This is a genomic window from Campylobacter sp. (assembly GCF_020024835.1).
Taxonomy (GTDB): domain Bacteria; phylum Campylobacterota; class Campylobacteria; order Campylobacterales; family Campylobacteraceae; genus Campylobacter_D.
On record NZ_JAHHTD010000003.1, the window covers coordinates 21357 to 37053 of the forward strand.

Genomic DNA, 15697 nt, shown 5'->3' on the forward strand with positions numbered 1-15697 from the left:
TTAAATTATACGCTAATTATAACAAAAAAATATTATTTTATACTTACCAATCAATCGATTGAATTTTACCAACCTTTAATCCATAATAAAATGCCTTATTTGCATTAATTCTTATAATGCCTAATGCACTTTGAGAACCTAAATACTTGATAAAAATAATACTTTCACCATCACTTGAAAATCTTGGAAAAAGATTTTTTCCATTTGCAGTTAATTGCCTAATATAATCACTTTGTGTTGAAATTAAATAAAGATTAAAAACACCGCTTTGATCATACTCCCTGCTTGAATACACCATATAATTTTTATAAGTTGAAACAGAGGAGTTATTTTTTCCATGAAAAACAACTTGTTCTGCAATATTATTTTGTATATTTTGCATAAAAATATTAGGATATCCTAAACGATCAGAAACAAATACGATTTTTTGATCTCCATCAATAAAATTTCCATTTACATCTATACCAGAATAATTAGTAATTTGCTGATATTTTTTTGTATCAACATCATATAAATACACATCAGGTTGATCCTCTGGTGCCATAGTAAGTAGTATTTTTTTACCATCACTACTAACATCAGAAGCCACTATCATACCTTTACTTGCTATAATCTTTGTAGTATTTTTGCTTTTAATATCGTATTTATACAAAGTTGGAATTTCATTATCATAAGCAGTAAAATAAAATGCACTTTGTTCTTTATTTGCCCATTTAGGAAATAAATTTAATCCTTTTGAAATTAATACTTTTTGATAAGCTAATGTATAATCTGTGAGTAAAATATCACTTTGTTTTTTTCCTTGAGTTCTAGCTATTAAAATTTTATGTTCCATCCAATCAACTGAAGCATAACCTAATTTTTTATTCATCTGTGCAATACTCTTATGTGCTAAGAATGGATATTCTTCTATGGACATAATTTGATCAAAAAATCTTGCTTTTATTTCATTTGCAGCAAAAATTTCAACATTAATATCTAAAAGTTTTCCGTTTTTATTTAAAACATAGGAAAAAATGTAATCACCTTGATTTTCTTCTTTAACTATTTCAAAATTTGCACTTACTTTTACATCATTTACCAACATATTGTAAAAACTTTTTTTTAATTCTAAATTGGTTAAATTAGATTGATCTTTAATATAAATTTTTGGTAATTGCATACCTTTATTTGTAACTGAAATAGTTGCATCTTGTCCAAATAAAATTACACAAAAGGATAAAAAAATTAAAATATTTTTCATTGTTTCTCCATATTAAATTCGATTATATCACTAAGTTTCATTTTAATTTGCATTATTTTACCACCTGGAGGTAACGTTATGTATTTACCTTCTAAATTTTGTAAAAATTCTTGTGCTTTTAAATCAAAATTTTCACTAAATGCTCTAGAAAAATTAATCAAATGAAAATATCCACTACTATCAATTATAAATTCAACTTCTATACTTAAATTACCACTTGGGTTATAAATCCGCCATCTTTCCTCAAGATACTTTCTTACAGATCCTAAAAATTGATCATAAATTCCAGTTTTTTGTTCAATTAAAGATTGTCCTAAATTTTTATTTATTTGCAAATTTTCATTAAATTGCTGGGAAAAATTTGAAATTTTTTCTCTAGAAGTAAAAGTAGGTTTTTTTGAAGGCATAGAAGATTGAACTTTAGTTGTTTTTTCTTCTTGATACTCTTTTAAATTTCCAAACAATTCATTAAAATTACTTGCTTGCTGTTTTATATCTTGTGTTTTAACATTCTTATTAGTGGTATATTTTTGAAGTAAATTATTTTCAAAAAGTTCTTGTAGAGATTCTTTATAGGTTTCTTGTAAATTATCTGAAGAATTTCGCTGGAAATTATCGCCTAATTCTATATTAATAAAATTATTAGGATTATCCGTATAATCTAACGCATTTTCTTGAAATTGCACAATTTTAAAAAAAACTAAAAACACAACACAAAAATAAATCAATATCGCATAGATAAAAGATTTTATATTAAAATCTAAATATTCTTGCATATTTTACTCAGTCTGTAATGCAACTTTATGAAATCCAATGTGTTTCATAGTTTTTAAAACACTCATTACATCATCATATTTTAAATTTTTATCAGCTCGTATAAATACTATTTCATCTGTGTTATATTGATGTTTTAATGAATTCATATTATCAGCAAAACTCAAAAAATCAAATTTATTTTTACCAACAAAAATTTCTTTTTTTGCATTAATAGTGATTATAAGACTTTTTAAATTTGGCGCACTAGAATTATTTTGAGAACCTTGAGGTAGTTGAACTTTTTCTTCATAAGTTATACTCGGTGCTGTTACCATCAATATGGCAAGCAAAACGAGCATAATATCAACTAAAGGAGTGATATTTAATTCTGGTTTATCCTCTAAAAACTTCACCTTAAACCTTCAAGCTAATTAATAATTTAATTTCACTATCTAAAATATTGATTAATTCATAAGCCTTACGTTTAATAATTAGATGAAAACTATAAGCTGGAATTGCAACTAAAATTCCACACCCAGTTGCAATTAGAGCTTCACTAATTTTTGGAGCAATAATACTTAAAGAATTTTGAATCTCTAAACCACCAAAAGTTTCAAGTATAGAAATAACCGTTCCAAAAAGACCTATAAAAGGAGAAGTAGAAGCTACAATACTAAGCCATGTTAAACCTATAGTTGATTTTTTTTCAAGTAAATTCTTATAAATATTTAATTTTGCTTCATCTACATCAACACATCTTTTTAAAATTGAAGAACTTTGGCTTAAATCCTTTTCACCTCTCATTAAAGCCTCAAGAGACTGATTTTCATCTTTAATCCAATTGCCAATGACTGCCAATCTAGAAAATAAAATTGTAAAACTAAGTATAAAATAAATCGAAAGCCATACTAATACTATATATGTAATTAAACTTGTGTTATCAAAAAAATTAAAAATTGCTTGAAAATTCACTATTTTTGCCTTATATTACTATCTAATTTAGCAAAAGTAGAAGCTAAAGCTATATTATCACTACTCATAGATTTTATAAGCTCTTTTGCTTCATCAAGTCTTTTTGCTATTTCGCTATCAGTGTTACCGCCAACCCATACAGCACCTTTAGCGATGACACTCACTTTTGTCTCAGATATTTTAGCATATCCAGAATCAATAGCAACTAATTCATGGGTGGAATTTGACGTTTCAATGTCTATAATTCCAGTTTTTAAAGATGCAATTAAAGAAGCGTGTCCTTTTAATACTCCAAACTCGCCTTCACTCCCTGGTAAAACGACAAGTTTTGCTTGATCTTTATAAATTATCCCTACTGGTGTTACTATTTCTAAAGATATTAAATCCATCGACTAACCCTTTTTAGCTTTCACTTTACAATTATCTAAACACACATCATTTCTGCTAACTTCTTTTAAGGTATCAGCTTTTGCAATAACTTCATCAATATTTCCTACCATATAAAACGCATTTTCTGGTAAATCATCGTATTTACCATCTAAAATTCCTTTAAATCCAGCTATGGTATCTTCTAAAGTTATATATTTTCCTGGACTTCCTGTAAATACTTCAGCAACAAAGAATGGTTGTGATAAAAATTTCTCTATTTTTCTAGCTCTTTCTACTATAAGTTTATCTTCTTCACTCAACTCATCCATACCTAAAATGGCAATAATATCTTGTAAATCTTTATATTTTTGAAGTACTGATTGAACACCTCGTGCTACTTTATAATGTTCTTCTCCAATAATTTGAGGATCAAGCATTCTAGAAGTCGAATCCAAAGGATCAACAGCAGGATAAATACCTTTTTCAGCTATAGATCTATTTAATACCGTAGTTGCATCTAAATGTGCAAAAACCGTTGCAGGAGCAGGGTCTGTCAAATCATCTGCTGGCACATAAACTGCTTGAACTGAAGTAATTGATCCTTTCTTAGTTGAGGTAATTCTTTCTTGAAATTTCCCCATTTCGCTAGCTAAAGTTGGTTGGTAGCCAACAGCTGAAGGGATTCTTCCTAAAAGTGCAGACATTTCAGATCCTGATTGAGAAAATCTAAATATGTTATCAATAAACATTAAAACATCAAGACCCATTTCATCTCTAAAATATTCTGCCATAGTAAGACCTGTTAATGCAATGCGATTTCTTGCTCCTGGTGGTTCATTCATTTGTCCATAGCATAAAGCAACCTTGTCTAAAACATTACTTTCTTTCATTTCATTATAAAGATCATTGCCTTCACGAGTTCTCTCACCAACGCCTGCAAAAACAGAATATCCGCTATGTTTAAATGCTACATTATGAATAAGCTCCATAATAATCACCGTTTTTCCAACGCCAGCTCCACCAAAAAGGCCTATTTTTCCACCTTTTGCATAAGGAGCTAATAAATCTACAACTTTAATACCTGTTTCAAAAATTTCACTCTTTGTGCTTTGCTCTTCAAATGGAGGAGGATCTCTGTGGATTGACCAATATTTGTCAAAATTGATATCTTCTCCCTCATCAATTAAATCGCCTGTTACATTAAAAATTCTACCAAGAACTTTTTCTCCTACAGGCACACTAATAGGATTTCCCGTAGCTTGCACCTTTAAACCTCTTACTAAACCATCAGTCATATCCATAGCTATAGTTCTAACTTTACTATCACCTAAATGTGCAGCAACTTCAAGAACTAGTTTGCATTCTTTTCCTTCTAAATCATAATTTACTATAATTGCTTCATTAATTTGAGGCAAATAATCCTCAAACTCTATATCAACAACTGGTCCTAAAACTTGAGAAATAAAACCTTGCATCATCACTCCTAAATTTATTTCATTGACTCAACACCGCTAATAATTTCTATCAACTCGGTTGTAATGGATTCTTGTCTAGCTTTGTTATAAGCTAAATTTAATTCTTTTACTCTAGCTTTTGCATTATTAGTTGCATTATCCATAGCTTGCATTCTTGCACTATGTTCAGCAGCTAAAGAATCTACTAAAGCAAAATACATATTATATTCAAAGTATGTATTTAATAAATCATTTAATATTTCCTCACCCTCTGGTTCTAAACTAAGTAAAGAATTTGATTTTTGCTCTTCTTTACTTGCAACAGCAGCAACGGGTAATAATTCATTAATACGAAGCTCTTGAGAAATCATATTTTTATATCCATTATGGATAATTACTATCTTATCACTTAATCCTTGAATAAAATCCTCTATGGCTACTTTGATAATCTCACACGCCTTTTCGTAATTAGGACTAGAGCTTGTATCTAAATATTTTTCTAAAATTTCAATATTTTGAAAATTAAAATACTCTATACCTGTTTTACCTATAGCTCTTAGGCGGACCTTTATTTTTTTTGCTTTATATTCATCAAGCATTTCATTAACTGCTTTAATTGTTTTGATATTAAAGCCACCGCATAAACCCTTATCTGCAGTTATAAAAATGATATCTACTTTTTCCACTTTTTCTTTTTTTCTAAAAAATGGAAGTTTATCATCAAATCCTTGATATTGATTAATTTTAAATGCAATTTCTGACAACATCTCATCAATTTTTTGTGCAAAAATTCTTGATTGTTTAGCTGCTTCTTCTGCTTTTCTAAGTTTAGCAGTAGAAACGAGCTTCATTGCATTAGTCGTCTTTTGCGTATTATGAACGCTTTTAATCTTTCTTTTTATTTCTTTTAAATTAGACATCAAAAAACCTCATATATGGTTTGCTTTAAACTCGCTTAATGCTTTAGCTAATTTTTCTTCTAAATCTTTATCTAAAGATTTTTTAGTTCTAATTTGCTCAAAGATTTCTGGATATTTAGCTTCGATAAAAGGATATAAAGCAGTTTCAAATTCATTGATTTTAGAAACAGCAATATCATCTAAATAACCTTTAGTGCCAGCATATATAATTACAACTTGATTCTCTGCTGATAGTGGAGAATATGGTGGTTGTTTTAAAATTTCTACCATTCTTTGACCCCGCTCTAGTTGCTTTCTACTTGCTTCATCTAAATCACTTGCAAATTGTGCAAAAGCTTGCAATTCTCTATATTGAGCTAAATCAAGTCTTAAAGTTCCTGAAACTTGCTTAGTAGCTTTAATTTGTGCTGCTCCACCAACCCTAGATACTGATAAGCCTACATTGATAGCTGGACGAATGCCTGAGTTAAACAAATCTGTTTCTAAGAAAATTTGACCATCAGTAATTGAAATAACATTAGTTGGAATATAAGCTGAAACATCTCCTGCTTGAGTTTCAATAATAGGCAATGCTGTTAAACTTCCTGCTCCTAATTCATCACTTAATTTACTTGCACGCTCTAATAATCTTGAATGCAAATAAAATACATCTCCAGGATAAGCTTCTCTACCTGGAGGACGACGTAATATTAATGACATTTCACGATAAGCAATAGCATGTTTGCTTAAATCATCATAAACAATCAAAGCGTGTCTTGAATTGTCTCTAAAATATTCTCCTATTGTTACACCAGTATATGGAGCAAGATATTGAAGTGCGGCAGGGTCTGAAGCACCAGCATTAACAACAATGCTATATTCCATAGCACCATATTCTTCAAGTTTTTTAACCACTTGAGCTACCGTGCTTTGCTTTTGACCTATTGCAACATAAATACAAATAACATCTTTACCTTTTTGACTGATAATAGTATCAATTGCAACTGTGGTTTTACCTGTTTGTCTATCGCCTATAATAAGCTCTCTTTGGCCACGACCTATTGGAACTAAAGCATCAATGGCTTTTATACCCGTGTGTAAAGGTTCATGAACACTTTTTCTAGCCATAATACCCTTAGCTTTTTCTTCAACGAAGCGAAATTCACTAGTTTCAATCACACCTTTAGCATCAATTGGCTCACCTAAAGCATTAACAACCCTACCAATTAAAGCATCACCAACTGGAACTTTTAGAAGTTTTTTAAGTCTTTTTACAGAGCTACCTTCTTTAAGTCCTGAAGTTTTACCTAAAATAACAATACCAACGCTTGATTCTTCTAAATTAAGAACCATACCTTTTTCACCATTTTCAAATTCAACCATTTCTCCAGCCATAGCATTCTTAAGGCCATAAACCTTAGCAACACCATCAGCTACTGAAATAATTTTGCCTGTTTCTTCTATTTCAAGATTAAAATCAAAATTTTCAATTCTTTCTTTAATGATAGAACTAATTTCATCTGCTTTAAATTTCACTCAATCTCCTTAAATTGCTTTTAATATATATTCATTCATTTTAGTTTTTAGATTTTGCATAGAAAATGATATTTCATATCCTAAAGTATCTAAACTAATTTTTACGCCATCGTTATCATTTATCTTACTATTTAATCTAATTTTTGCATTAAATTTTTGACTTAATTTATTTTCTAAGTTTTTAACTTCATCTTCATTTAATATTTCTCTAGAATAAATTTCTCCTGAAAAAATATTTTCTTTTAATGCTTTTTGCTCACTCAATTCTTTGGTAATTTGAGGTATTAACTTTTCTCTAGAATTATTTACAATCAGTGTTAAAAAATTTTTAAAAGCTTGAGTTGGGTTATCTAACAAAGAAAATAAAAAATCTAGCTTTTTATCTCGTTTTATATCATAAGAATCTAAAATATCTAAAAATTTAGATGAGTTAAAAGCTGAAGAAAGTATTAATAGCTTTGAGTAAAAATCTTCAAAATCATTCCTATTTAAAATAGCCTTAGCATAAATTCTTGCTACAACATTATCCATTATGATACCTTTTTCATCATTATATTAACAATTTCTTTTTGTTTTAAACATAAATCATTATCTTTAAAAATTTCTTCTAAAATTAAGCCAATAACCTCTTTTTCCATTTTTCTTATTTCATAATCTTTATGTTCTTGAAATAATTTTTCTAAAACATCTATTTCGGCTTTTGTTTCATTTTCAATTTTACTAGCAAGTATTTCAGCTTCTTTCTTAGCAAGCGTAATTGTATTGATTGATTCTTGTTTGGCAAGATCTAATTTTTTCATCATCTCTAATTTTAAATTTTTGCTAGCAATTAATTTTTCTTGAATTTCATTCATTTTAGATGAAATCTTATCGATTCTATCATTGTAGAATTTTTTCAAAGGAGTAGCAATAAAATAATATAAAATTGCCACAAATAAAATAAAATTTATTATTCTTGGCAAAATATCATAATCCTCATCTACACCTCCTGCTGCAAAAGCATAAAAAGGTGCAATAGCGAATAATAAAATACTTTTTATCATACTTTTTTAGCTCCTTAAATTTTACTCAAGCTATTTTGAAAGCTCTGTTTAAACTCTGGTATTTTTAAATATAATTCCTCTTTTAGTTCTTTTTCTTTTTCTTTCAAACTTTTTAAAAAAACATTCATTTGATCTTCAAGTTCCTTTTTTTTATTAGCTAATTCTTTTTCTTGCCTTATCTTTGCTTCTTCTATAGCTTTTGCTTTGATTTGATTAATCTCATCTTTAGTTTTTATGTGAATTCTTTCTAATTCAAATTCTACATTTGAAATATCATCAGAATTTTTTTTCATTTTGTTTTCATCATTTTTTATAGTTAAATCTCTAGAATCCATAAAATTCATCAAAGGTTTATAAAGCATAGAATTTAAAATTGCTATCATAAGTAAAAATATCACTCCTGTGGCGATCATAGTAGAAAAATGAACATCATCAAACATTAATACTCCTAAAAATCTCTAAAATAAGCTAAAGATTATAGCAAATAAATCCTAAAAACATATTTAATCTAAAATATGTAACATTTCTTCAATTTGGCTTTCATCTTTAAAATTAATTATTATTTTGGAATTTTTAATACTAGATTTAAAACCAAGTAATTTAAGTTTAACTTGCAAATTTTTCATTGCTACAGGTAATTGTTTATCACAAACATCTAATTTCGTATCAACATTTACACTTTTAAAATTTTTAATCAACTTTTCAGTATCTCTTACGTTTAATTTTTGTCCAATAATTGTATCTACAATAGTTTTTTCATCTTCTTTGTCAAGTCCAACTAAAACTTTTGCATGACCTTGAGATAGCTTACCTTCTATAATTAAATTTTGTGTTTGTTCATTTAAATTTAGTAATCTCAAAGTATTTGTAATTTGCGATCTTGATTTGTGTATAATGTCTGAAAGTTTTTCTTGAGTGATATGATAAATATCTAATAATTCTTTATAAGAATAAGCTAATTCAATAGGATTTAAATTTTCTCTTTGAATATTTTCAATTAAAGCTAATTCTCTTAATTTTACTTCATCTACATCAAGAATAATAGCTTTAATTTTATCATAAGCTAAAATCTTATATGCTCTAAATCTTCTTTCACCGGCTATTAAAATATAAGAATCCTCATCTTTTTTTAAAACTACAATAGGTTGTAACAGACCATATTCTTTAATAGAATTTGCAAGTTCATCTAAAGCTTGTTGATCAAATTTTTTCCTTGGTTGATAAGGATTAGGAATGATTGTATTAATATCCAACATTTCAATTTTATTATTAAAACCGAGTTCTTTTTCGTAGGCTTCACTAATATCTTCTAAAATAGTATTTAAACCTCTTCCTAAAGCTCTTTTTTTTGCCATAAATTATCCTATTAAAATTGATTGAGCTAAGCTTTGATATGCTAAAGAACCAGGAGATTTTATATCATAAAGTATAATAGGTTTGCCATAACTTGGGCTTTCTGCCAACTTAACATTTCTTGGAATAATGATAAAATCATCTTCACTTTCACTTGTTTTAAATAATTTTTGTTTAAAATTTTGCTTTAAATCTTCCATAGTATCTTTAGAAAGATTATTTTGTGAGCTATACATTGTAGGTAAAAAACCCTTGATTTTAAGCTTTGGATTTATACTTTTTTTTACGAATTTAATGGTATTTAATACCATCGCAACTCCTTCAAGTGCGTAAAATTCGCATTGTATAGGGATAATAACACTATCGCTAGCTGCAAAAGCATTGACCGTAATGCTACCAAGTGCTGGTGGAGAGTCTATAATAATGAAATCATAATCATCTGCAACTTCTTTTAATTTTTCACGCAATATAGTTCTATATTCTTTATTATCCTCGACCATTTCTTGCTCAATACCTACTAGCGAAATATTTGAAGGTGCTAAATATAATTGTGATAATTCTGTCTTCAAAATAATTTCAGAAAGTTTTTTTCTACCTATGAAAACATGATAAATATTGTATTCATAATTACTCCTATTAAAACCAAGTCCAGTAGTAGCATTAGCTTGTGGATCAATATCTATTAAAAGTATTTTTTTTTCAGCCACAGCTAAAGACGCTGCTAAATTTATAGCTGTTGTGGTTTTGCCAACACCACCTTTTTGATTTGCTATAGTTATTATTTCACTCATCTTAAACTATATATCCTTTTATTACCTAATAATATAGAACCATCTTTATACAGCAAAGCCTCATTTAATGATAAAATATCGCCATTATTGTGTATAAAAAATTTTCTTGACTTTTCAAATTCTAACATATACTTGCTAAAAATATTCTTCCATAAAATTTTCTTTTTTACATATGTAAAATATTCTTCTAAAAGTTCTTTGATATCTATGTCTATATCTAAAATTTCAGCATTAAAAGGTGCAAATTTTAAATTTATTCCTATGCCTACAATTAAAAAATCATTAATTTTAGAACTCATCAATCCGCCAATTTTTTCCTCATTAATATAAAAATCATTAGGCCATTTAATCCAGACTTTAGAACCTTTTTTCACTAAAATTTCTTTCATTAAAAATGCAAAATAAATACTTGCTGAAGCTAATGGCAAATCACTTGGCAAATCTTTAATTTTAATGCAAAATGATACGTGCAAATTTCCTCTTTTGCTCTGCCATAAATTTTCTCTACTTCCTATGCCAGCAGTCTGAAAAAAAGCACAAACTGCACTATTGCAATTTATTTCATTAAAACGAATTTTATCACACAAATATATTTGAGTAGAATCAAGCTCATCAAAATAGGTAATCTCCAAGTTTCAACCTTTTTCCATTTAAATACGTCTTAGCATCTAAGACTTTTTTACCACTTTCTTGTAAAAATTTAATTTTTAAAATACCTTTTTCACAACTTAACAAAAAACCTTCATTTGTTATATCTAAAATTCTTTTGCTAGTTTGAATTTTATCTACATCGATAAGTTCAATATCAATAAATTTTAAACCATTTTCTAAAAAAATTCCTGGCCAAGAATAAAAGGCTAAAAATTTTTGATAAATTGATTTTGCATTATCTAGTCTTATAAGTCCATCTTCTTTTTTAATCTTTCTACAAAAACTTACTTGATTTTCATCTTGAATTTTTGGAGTAATCTTATGAAAATGATTTAAAGTATTTACGCAAAGTTTAGCAGCCATATCCGAAAACAAATCAAACACTTCATTAGAATTTTTATTTTCTATATCGCATATTACGCTTTCTAAAATGGCACCACTATCAAGTCCTTCTTCCATAAGCATAGTGCAAACTCCACTTATTTTGTCGCCGTTTAAAATAGCACTTTGTATAGGACTTGCTCCACGATATTTTGGCAATAAAGAAGCGTGTAAATTTATACAAGGAGCTATATCTAAAATAGCTTTTGGTAAAATTTTTCCATAAGCAGCAACTATTATAAAATCTGGCTTAAAAGCGTTTAATTGGCTAATTAAATTTTCATCTTTTAAAGTATTTGGAGTAAATATTTTTATATTTAGATTGTTTTCTATAATGAATTGCTTAACATTACTTGGAGTTAAAATTTGTTTTCTACCAACTGGTTTATCAGCTTGAGTTAATACAGCTTGTATATTAAAACCCGCATTGATTAATTCTTTTAAAATACAAGTTGCATAATGTGGAGTTCCCATAAAAATAATATTTTTCATAATTTTCCTATATCTATAACGAAATAATATTATAATAGATATAGGTAAATTTTACATTTTAGTTAAAATTAAAAGTCCAATCCCCGTGGTCGGTTCCAACTTTCACTTCTAAAATTTTTTTGCAATTAGTAAGTGGAATATAATCCCAAGTTTCTCCATAAGATAAAGTCTTATTAATTTTTACATTATCTTTATCCAACATTCCTCCAACTTTACACTTTCCTCTATTTGGAGTAATACTAGTAATATTTACATTATCAACTAAAGAAGTAATATTTAAATACTTAATATTTCTATGTAAAATAGGATTGTATTGCTCACTTATAGATACTTCAATTGGAACTTTATCTTCTCCACCACACGCAGCAAAAAATATAGCTACAATAAAAACAAATATTTTTTTCATTAATCTCCTTTTTAATCTATTATAATAGAGTGAAATAAAATTATAAATCAAATATACTTAAAAAATCTATAATAATAGAGTGGATATATTTTGATTTACGAATTTAATAAAAATGAAATTAATTTATTTCATAAACAAATTGCACAAAATGTAGCTAAAATTAGAAAAGAAAAAGGTTATTCCCAATTGGAACTTAGTTTGGCTATAGGATATAAATCTGTTTCATTAGTAAGTGGAGCAGAAGCTGGATACAAAAATATCCATTATAATATCGAACACTTATATAAAATTGCAAAAATCTTGGAAGTAGATCTTAAAGAATTTTTCTAAATTTTTTAATTTAAATCATTATACACTCTGTCTTTATTTAAATATTTCTATTTTTTTTAACTTCTTCTAAAAGCATAAATTTAAGTTCTTTTAAACCTGTCTTTTCTAAACTTGAAACCTTAACAAAAAAACTTTGCGGATTATTTTGCTCTTTTAAGTATATAGAAAGTTCATCAAAATCAAGGTTTATTTTTTGTGCAAATTCTTCACCTAAATTTACACTATCACTCTTTGAAAGTATGATTGCAAATTTTCTATTAAAAAGTTTATTAGAAAATTTTTCAAGCTCTTTTCTTAAAATTATAAATTGATCTTTTAAGCTTATATCTCTTAAAGGATCTAAAACAAAAAGTAAAAATGAAGTGCGTTCAATATGCCTTAAAAATTCAAGTCCTAAACCTTTACCAAGGCTTGCACCTTCAATAATACCTGGAATATCAGCCATTACAAAGGAATTATAATCATCAACTTCCACCATACCAAGTTTTGGAGTTAATGTTGTAAATTCATAATTAGCAATCTCTGGACGAGCATTTGATACAACACTTATAAGCGTTGATTTGCCAACATTTGGAAAGCCAACAAGCCCGACATCAGCTATAAGTTTAAGTTCTAAACGCACATTAAGAGTTTTGCCTGTTATACCTGCTTGGGCATAATCTGGACGCTGATTGGTGGAATTTTTAAAATGTGTATTGCCAAGTCCTCCTTTTCCACCTTTTAAAAATAATTCTTTTTGTCCTTCAACTAGCATATCAAGCAAAACTTCTCCACTATTAGCGTCAATGACTTGAGTTCCTTGTGGGACAATTAATTCTAAATCTTCTCCACGCTTGCCGTTTTTATTACGTCCAAGTCCTGGATAACCATTTTGAGCTTTTAACTCTTTCTTTCCTTTAAAATGTGCTAAAGTATGAGTATTATTATCGCAAATAAAATAAACACTGCCACCATTTCCGCCATCACCACCATCAGGGCCACCCAATGGCACGTGCTTTTCTCTACGAAAACTTACAGCCCCTTTACCACCATTTCCAGAACTTAGAGTTAATTTAACATTATCTATAAACATACGATCACCAAATGAAAAATTCTAAAAGATATTACAACTTTTAATACTTTAAAGTTTAAGCGAAGAAAAGGCTACAATGTAGCCTTAATTATGCAGGATAAACAGAAACTTTCTTTCTATTTTTATCTTTTCTTTCAAATTTTACAAAACCATCGATTAAAGCAAAAATAGTATGGTCTTTTCCTATACCTACATTATTGCCTGCGTGAGTTGCTGTTCCTCTTTGGCGAATAATAATATTGCCAGCACGAACAAATTCTCCACCAAATTTTTTAACACCTAGACGACGTCCTATGGAATCACGATTATTTTGAGTTGAACCTTGACCTTTCTTGTGTGCCATTCTTTACTCCTTAAGCTTTAATATCTACTACTCTAACGCGAGTAAATTGTCTTCTAAAACCGCGTTTTAATTTCGAGTCTTTTCTACGTCTTTTTTTATAAATTACAACTTTTTTATCTTTTCCATGAGTAATCACTTCTAAAATAACTTTTGCACCCGCAACAAAAGGCACACCTACCTTTAATTCTTTATCGCATATAGCAAGAACTTCACTTACTTCTACGCTTGATTTTATTTCAGCTTCAAAACGATCTAACTTGAGTTCATCACCTTGACTTACTCTGTATTGTTTTCCGCTGTGTTTTATAATAGCATACATACAGCTATCCTTTCTAAATATATTTTGGTAGCACCATAAAGCATTATGTATAAACATAAATTTTAAAAGCTTTAGTGGTTAAAACTTGTGATTATACTTATTTTTTTTTAAATTTTGGTTAATTACCAGCCTAAATTTATCGTTCCATTTTGATTTACACTATGTTGCTTTTGCATTCCTACATCACTATCATCTAAAGGTCTGCAAATATCACCTTTTTTAACACTTCCTTCAATAATTTTTGCATAAGAAAGTTTAGGAGTTGGGCGAATCACTTGAACTTTTCCGCTTTTGGTTTCTATTCTTGCTGTATTTTCTTTTGTATAAGAATCTTTTACAATTTCACCTAAAGAATAACACTCATAAATATCATCATTATTTAGAGTTTGTGAAAATACAACTTCATTGTTTTGAACACTTGCAATTTTTAATGGATAAATAGCATTTAAAATATCATCTGAAATTTTCTTTGCTATTTTTTTACTTAATTTTTCATTAGCTACTAAAGAATTATTCTTAATAGAAGCTGACATGGTTAAAGTATTTGAAAATTTAATCTCTCTTGTAGCAAATAGCAATACCCTATAATCAATTACAATTTCAATTTTATTTTTATTGTTATTAGCTACAGCGTCTATACCACTAACATTAAATAATAATATATAATCAGTTGCTAAAACATTTTTTAGCTTGTAAATTTCATCAGAATTAGTATCGCTTGATTTGATAAGGGATTTTTCCATTTCATAATACCCTTTAGAATCTCTATCTAAGACATTAAATTTTCTACTTTGAAGCAAATTAGTGATAATTTTTTGTTGCAAAACATTTCCAAGTTCTTGGTATTTAGAAGAGGTATTAAACACCGTAATACTTCTTCTACTATCTGGTTTATGACCTGGGATATCATAGTATTTCTTAGTTGAAGTTTTATATACAATTACTTCTGCAACATAATTTCCATTTTCATCTTTAGTAACATTATTTACATCATAACTATCAACCTTGCCTTTAGTTGCTTTTACAATTTTTTCTTTATACATATCAACAATATTTGTATTTTGACTATCAGAATAAGAAGCAACAAAAGTTTGTTTTAAGGAGCTTATATTAACGCCATTTATTTTACCAATTGCTTCTATTAATGCGTTATTAATAGCTTCTTCTCTAGTAAGACCACTACCTTCTCCTGTGCTTGACTTTGTAGAAACAGAAGTTACAACTTTAGCTTCAAGATTTAAAAATATAAATAATATAAAAATAATCGCTTTTAGAGTATTCATTCTT

The 15697-nt window shown here is 28.1% G+C and carries 21 protein-coding genes; 1 reads left to right on the forward strand and 20 read right to left on the reverse strand.

Annotated elements, in window-relative coordinates; translation table 11 throughout:
- Window positions 1–43: 43 nt before the first annotated feature.
- From tolB to QZ429_RS01050, 16 genes are all read right to left on the reverse strand, one after another.
- Complete coding sequence (tolB, locus tag QZ429_RS00975) at window positions 44–1243, reverse strand: Tol-Pal system protein TolB (protein WP_291949687.1); 1200 nt, start codon at window positions 1241–1243, stop codon at window positions 44–46.
- Window positions 1240–2019, reverse strand: coding sequence for an energy transducer TonB (locus QZ429_RS00980; protein WP_291949689.1), 780 nt, complete (start codon window positions 2017–2019; stop codon window positions 1240–1242). The genes tolB and QZ429_RS00980 overlap by 4 nt, the downstream gene beginning before the upstream one ends.
- A gap of 3 nt (window positions 2020–2022) precedes the next feature.
- On the reverse strand, window positions 2023–2412 hold the full coding sequence (locus QZ429_RS00985; protein WP_291949692.1) for an ExbD/TolR family protein: 390 nt from the start codon (window positions 2410–2412) through the stop codon (window positions 2023–2025).
- Between the two features lies 1 nt (window position 2413).
- Complete coding sequence (locus QZ429_RS00990) at window positions 2414–2971, reverse strand: MotA/TolQ/ExbB proton channel family protein (RefSeq protein ID WP_291949695.1); 558 nt, start codon at window positions 2969–2971, stop codon at window positions 2414–2416.
- Entirely contained in the window at window positions 2971–3360 is a 390-nt protein-coding gene (gene atpC / locus QZ429_RS00995; RefSeq protein WP_291949697.1) for an ATP synthase F1 subunit epsilon, read from the reverse strand. Before atpC ends, QZ429_RS00990 begins: the two co-directional genes overlap by 1 nt.
- A 3-nt stretch (window positions 3361–3363) precedes the next feature.
- Entirely contained in the window at window positions 3364–4815 is a 1452-nt protein-coding gene (gene atpD, locus QZ429_RS01000) for a F0F1 ATP synthase subunit beta (RefSeq protein WP_291949700.1), read from the reverse strand.
- A 14-nt stretch (window positions 4816–4829) separates the two neighbouring features.
- Window positions 4830–5714, reverse strand: coding sequence for an ATP synthase F1 subunit gamma (gene atpG, locus QZ429_RS01005; protein ID WP_291949703.1), 885 nt, complete (start codon window positions 5712–5714; stop codon window positions 4830–4832).
- A gap of 9 nt (window positions 5715–5723) precedes the next feature.
- Window positions 5724–7229, reverse strand: coding sequence for a F0F1 ATP synthase subunit alpha (gene atpA, locus QZ429_RS01010; protein WP_291949705.1), 1506 nt, complete (start codon window positions 7227–7229; stop codon window positions 5724–5726).
- A 9-nt stretch (window positions 7230–7238) separates the two neighbouring features.
- Window positions 7239–7760 carry a F0F1 ATP synthase subunit delta gene (locus QZ429_RS01015; protein WP_291949708.1) on the reverse strand — a complete coding sequence of 174 codons (522 nt, stop codon included), beginning with the start codon at window positions 7758–7760 and terminating at the stop codon, window positions 7239–7241.
- Complete coding sequence (locus QZ429_RS01020) at window positions 7760–8272, reverse strand: F0F1 ATP synthase subunit B (protein WP_291949711.1); 513 nt, start codon at window positions 8270–8272, stop codon at window positions 7760–7762. Before QZ429_RS01020 ends, QZ429_RS01015 begins: the two co-directional genes overlap by 1 nt.
- Window positions 8273–8286: 14 nt before the next feature.
- The gene (locus QZ429_RS01025; RefSeq protein WP_291949714.1) at window positions 8287–8712 is read right to left on the reverse strand and encodes a FoF1 ATP synthase subunit B'; all 426 of its coding nucleotides are present in this window, start codon (window positions 8710–8712) and stop codon (window positions 8287–8289) included.
- A gap of 63 nt (window positions 8713–8775) precedes the next feature.
- On the reverse strand, window positions 8776–9627 hold the full coding sequence (locus QZ429_RS01030) for a ParB/RepB/Spo0J family partition protein (protein WP_291949717.1): 852 nt from the start codon (window positions 9625–9627) through the stop codon (window positions 8776–8778).
- 3 nt (window positions 9628–9630) lie between these two features.
- The gene (locus QZ429_RS01035; RefSeq protein WP_291949720.1) at window positions 9631–10416 is read right to left on the reverse strand and encodes an AAA family ATPase; all 786 of its coding nucleotides are present in this window, start codon (window positions 10414–10416) and stop codon (window positions 9631–9633) included.
- Window positions 10413–11048: a biotin--[acetyl-CoA-carboxylase] ligase gene (locus QZ429_RS01040; protein ID WP_291949722.1), complete on the reverse strand. Its 636-nt coding sequence runs from the start codon at window positions 11046–11048 to the stop codon at window positions 10413–10415. Before QZ429_RS01040 ends, QZ429_RS01035 begins: the two co-directional genes overlap by 4 nt.
- Window positions 11029–11940, reverse strand: coding sequence for a methionyl-tRNA formyltransferase (fmt, locus tag QZ429_RS01045; RefSeq protein WP_291949724.1), 912 nt, complete (start codon window positions 11938–11940; stop codon window positions 11029–11031). Before fmt ends, QZ429_RS01040 begins: the two co-directional genes overlap by 20 nt.
- A 58-nt stretch (window positions 11941–11998) precedes the next feature.
- Window positions 11999–12346 (reverse strand): hypothetical protein, encoded by a 348-nt coding sequence (locus QZ429_RS01050; protein WP_291949726.1) that lies wholly within the window; start codon window positions 12344–12346, stop codon window positions 11999–12001.
- Between the two features lie 90 nt (window positions 12347–12436).
- Between QZ429_RS01050 and QZ429_RS01055 the strand changes: the two genes are divergently transcribed.
- Window positions 12437–12676 (forward strand): helix-turn-helix transcriptional regulator, encoded by a 240-nt coding sequence (locus QZ429_RS01055; protein WP_291949728.1) that lies wholly within the window; start codon window positions 12437–12439, stop codon window positions 12674–12676.
- A 37-nt stretch (window positions 12677–12713) separates the two neighbouring features.
- Here the strand turns inward: QZ429_RS01055 and obgE are convergent, their stop codons facing one another.
- The 4 genes from obgE to QZ429_RS01075 form a co-directional block, all read right to left on the reverse strand.
- On the reverse strand, window positions 12714–13748 hold the full coding sequence (gene obgE, locus QZ429_RS01060; protein ID WP_291949731.1) for a GTPase ObgE: 1035 nt from the start codon (window positions 13746–13748) through the stop codon (window positions 12714–12716).
- Between the two features lie 88 nt (window positions 13749–13836).
- The gene (rpmA, locus tag QZ429_RS01065) at window positions 13837–14091 is read right to left on the reverse strand and encodes a 50S ribosomal protein L27 (RefSeq protein ID WP_039649045.1); all 255 of its coding nucleotides are present in this window, start codon (window positions 14089–14091) and stop codon (window positions 13837–13839) included.
- A 10-nt stretch (window positions 14092–14101) separates the two neighbouring features.
- On the reverse strand, window positions 14102–14410 hold the full coding sequence (gene rplU, locus QZ429_RS01070; RefSeq protein WP_291949741.1) for a 50S ribosomal protein L21: 309 nt from the start codon (window positions 14408–14410) through the stop codon (window positions 14102–14104).
- A 122-nt stretch (window positions 14411–14532) separates the two neighbouring features.
- Window positions 14533–15693 (reverse strand): hypothetical protein, encoded by a 1161-nt coding sequence (locus QZ429_RS01075; protein WP_291949743.1) that lies wholly within the window; start codon window positions 15691–15693, stop codon window positions 14533–14535.
- Window positions 15694–15697 lie beyond the last annotated feature (4 nt).

What these genes read in the sequence shown, in the direction of transcription:
- atpC (WP_291949697.1), bottom strand. Translation starts at nt 3,360, where the DNA reads ATGGATTTAATATCTTTAGAAATAGTAACACCAGTAGGGATAATTTAT.
- QZ429_RS01035 (WP_291949720.1), bottom strand. Translation starts at nt 10,416, where the DNA reads ATGAGTGAAATAATAACTATAGCAAATCAAAAAGGTGGTGTTGGCAAA.
- QZ429_RS00980 (WP_291949689.1), bottom strand. Translation starts at nt 2,019, where the DNA reads ATGCAAGAATATTTAGATTTTAATATAAAATCTTTTATCTATGCGATA.
- QZ429_RS01025 (WP_291949714.1), bottom strand. Translation starts at nt 8,712, where the DNA reads ATGTTTGATGATGTTCATTTTTCTACTATGATCGCCACAGGAGTGATA.
- QZ429_RS01015 (WP_291949708.1), bottom strand. Translation starts at nt 7,760, where the DNA reads ATGGATAATGTTGTAGCAAGAATTTATGCTAAGGCTATTTTAAATAGG.
- rpmA (WP_039649045.1), bottom strand. Translation starts at nt 14,091, where the DNA reads ATGGCACACAAGAAAGGTCAAGGTTCAACTCAAAATAATCGTGATTCC.
- QZ429_RS01075 (WP_291949743.1), bottom strand. Translation starts at nt 15,693, where the DNA reads ATGAATACTCTAAAAGCGATTATTTTTATATTATTTATATTTTTAAAT.
- atpD (WP_291949700.1), bottom strand. Translation starts at nt 4,815, where the DNA reads ATGCAAGGTTTTATTTCTCAAGTTTTAGGACCAGTTGTTGATATAGAG.
- obgE (WP_291949731.1), bottom strand. Translation starts at nt 13,748, where the DNA reads ATGTTTATAGATAATGTTAAATTAACTCTAAGTTCTGGAAATGGTGGT.
- rplU (WP_291949741.1), bottom strand. Translation starts at nt 14,410, where the DNA reads ATGTATGCTATTATAAAACACAGCGGAAAACAATACAGAGTAAGTCAA.
- QZ429_RS01050 (WP_291949726.1), bottom strand. Translation starts at nt 12,346, where the DNA reads ATGAAAAAAATATTTGTTTTTATTGTAGCTATATTTTTTGCTGCGTGT.
- QZ429_RS01020 (WP_291949711.1), bottom strand. Translation starts at nt 8,272, where the DNA reads ATGATAAAAAGTATTTTATTATTCGCTATTGCACCTTTTTATGCTTTT.
- tolB (WP_291949687.1), bottom strand. Translation starts at nt 1,243, where the DNA reads ATGAAAAATATTTTAATTTTTTTATCCTTTTGTGTAATTTTATTTGGA.
- QZ429_RS01030 (WP_291949717.1), bottom strand. Translation starts at nt 9,627, where the DNA reads ATGGCAAAAAAAAGAGCTTTAGGAAGAGGTTTAAATACTATTTTAGAA.
- fmt (WP_291949724.1), bottom strand. Translation starts at nt 11,940, where the DNA reads ATGAAAAATATTATTTTTATGGGAACTCCACATTATGCAACTTGTATT.
- atpG (WP_291949703.1), bottom strand. Translation starts at nt 5,714, where the DNA reads ATGTCTAATTTAAAAGAAATAAAAAGAAAGATTAAAAGCGTTCATAAT.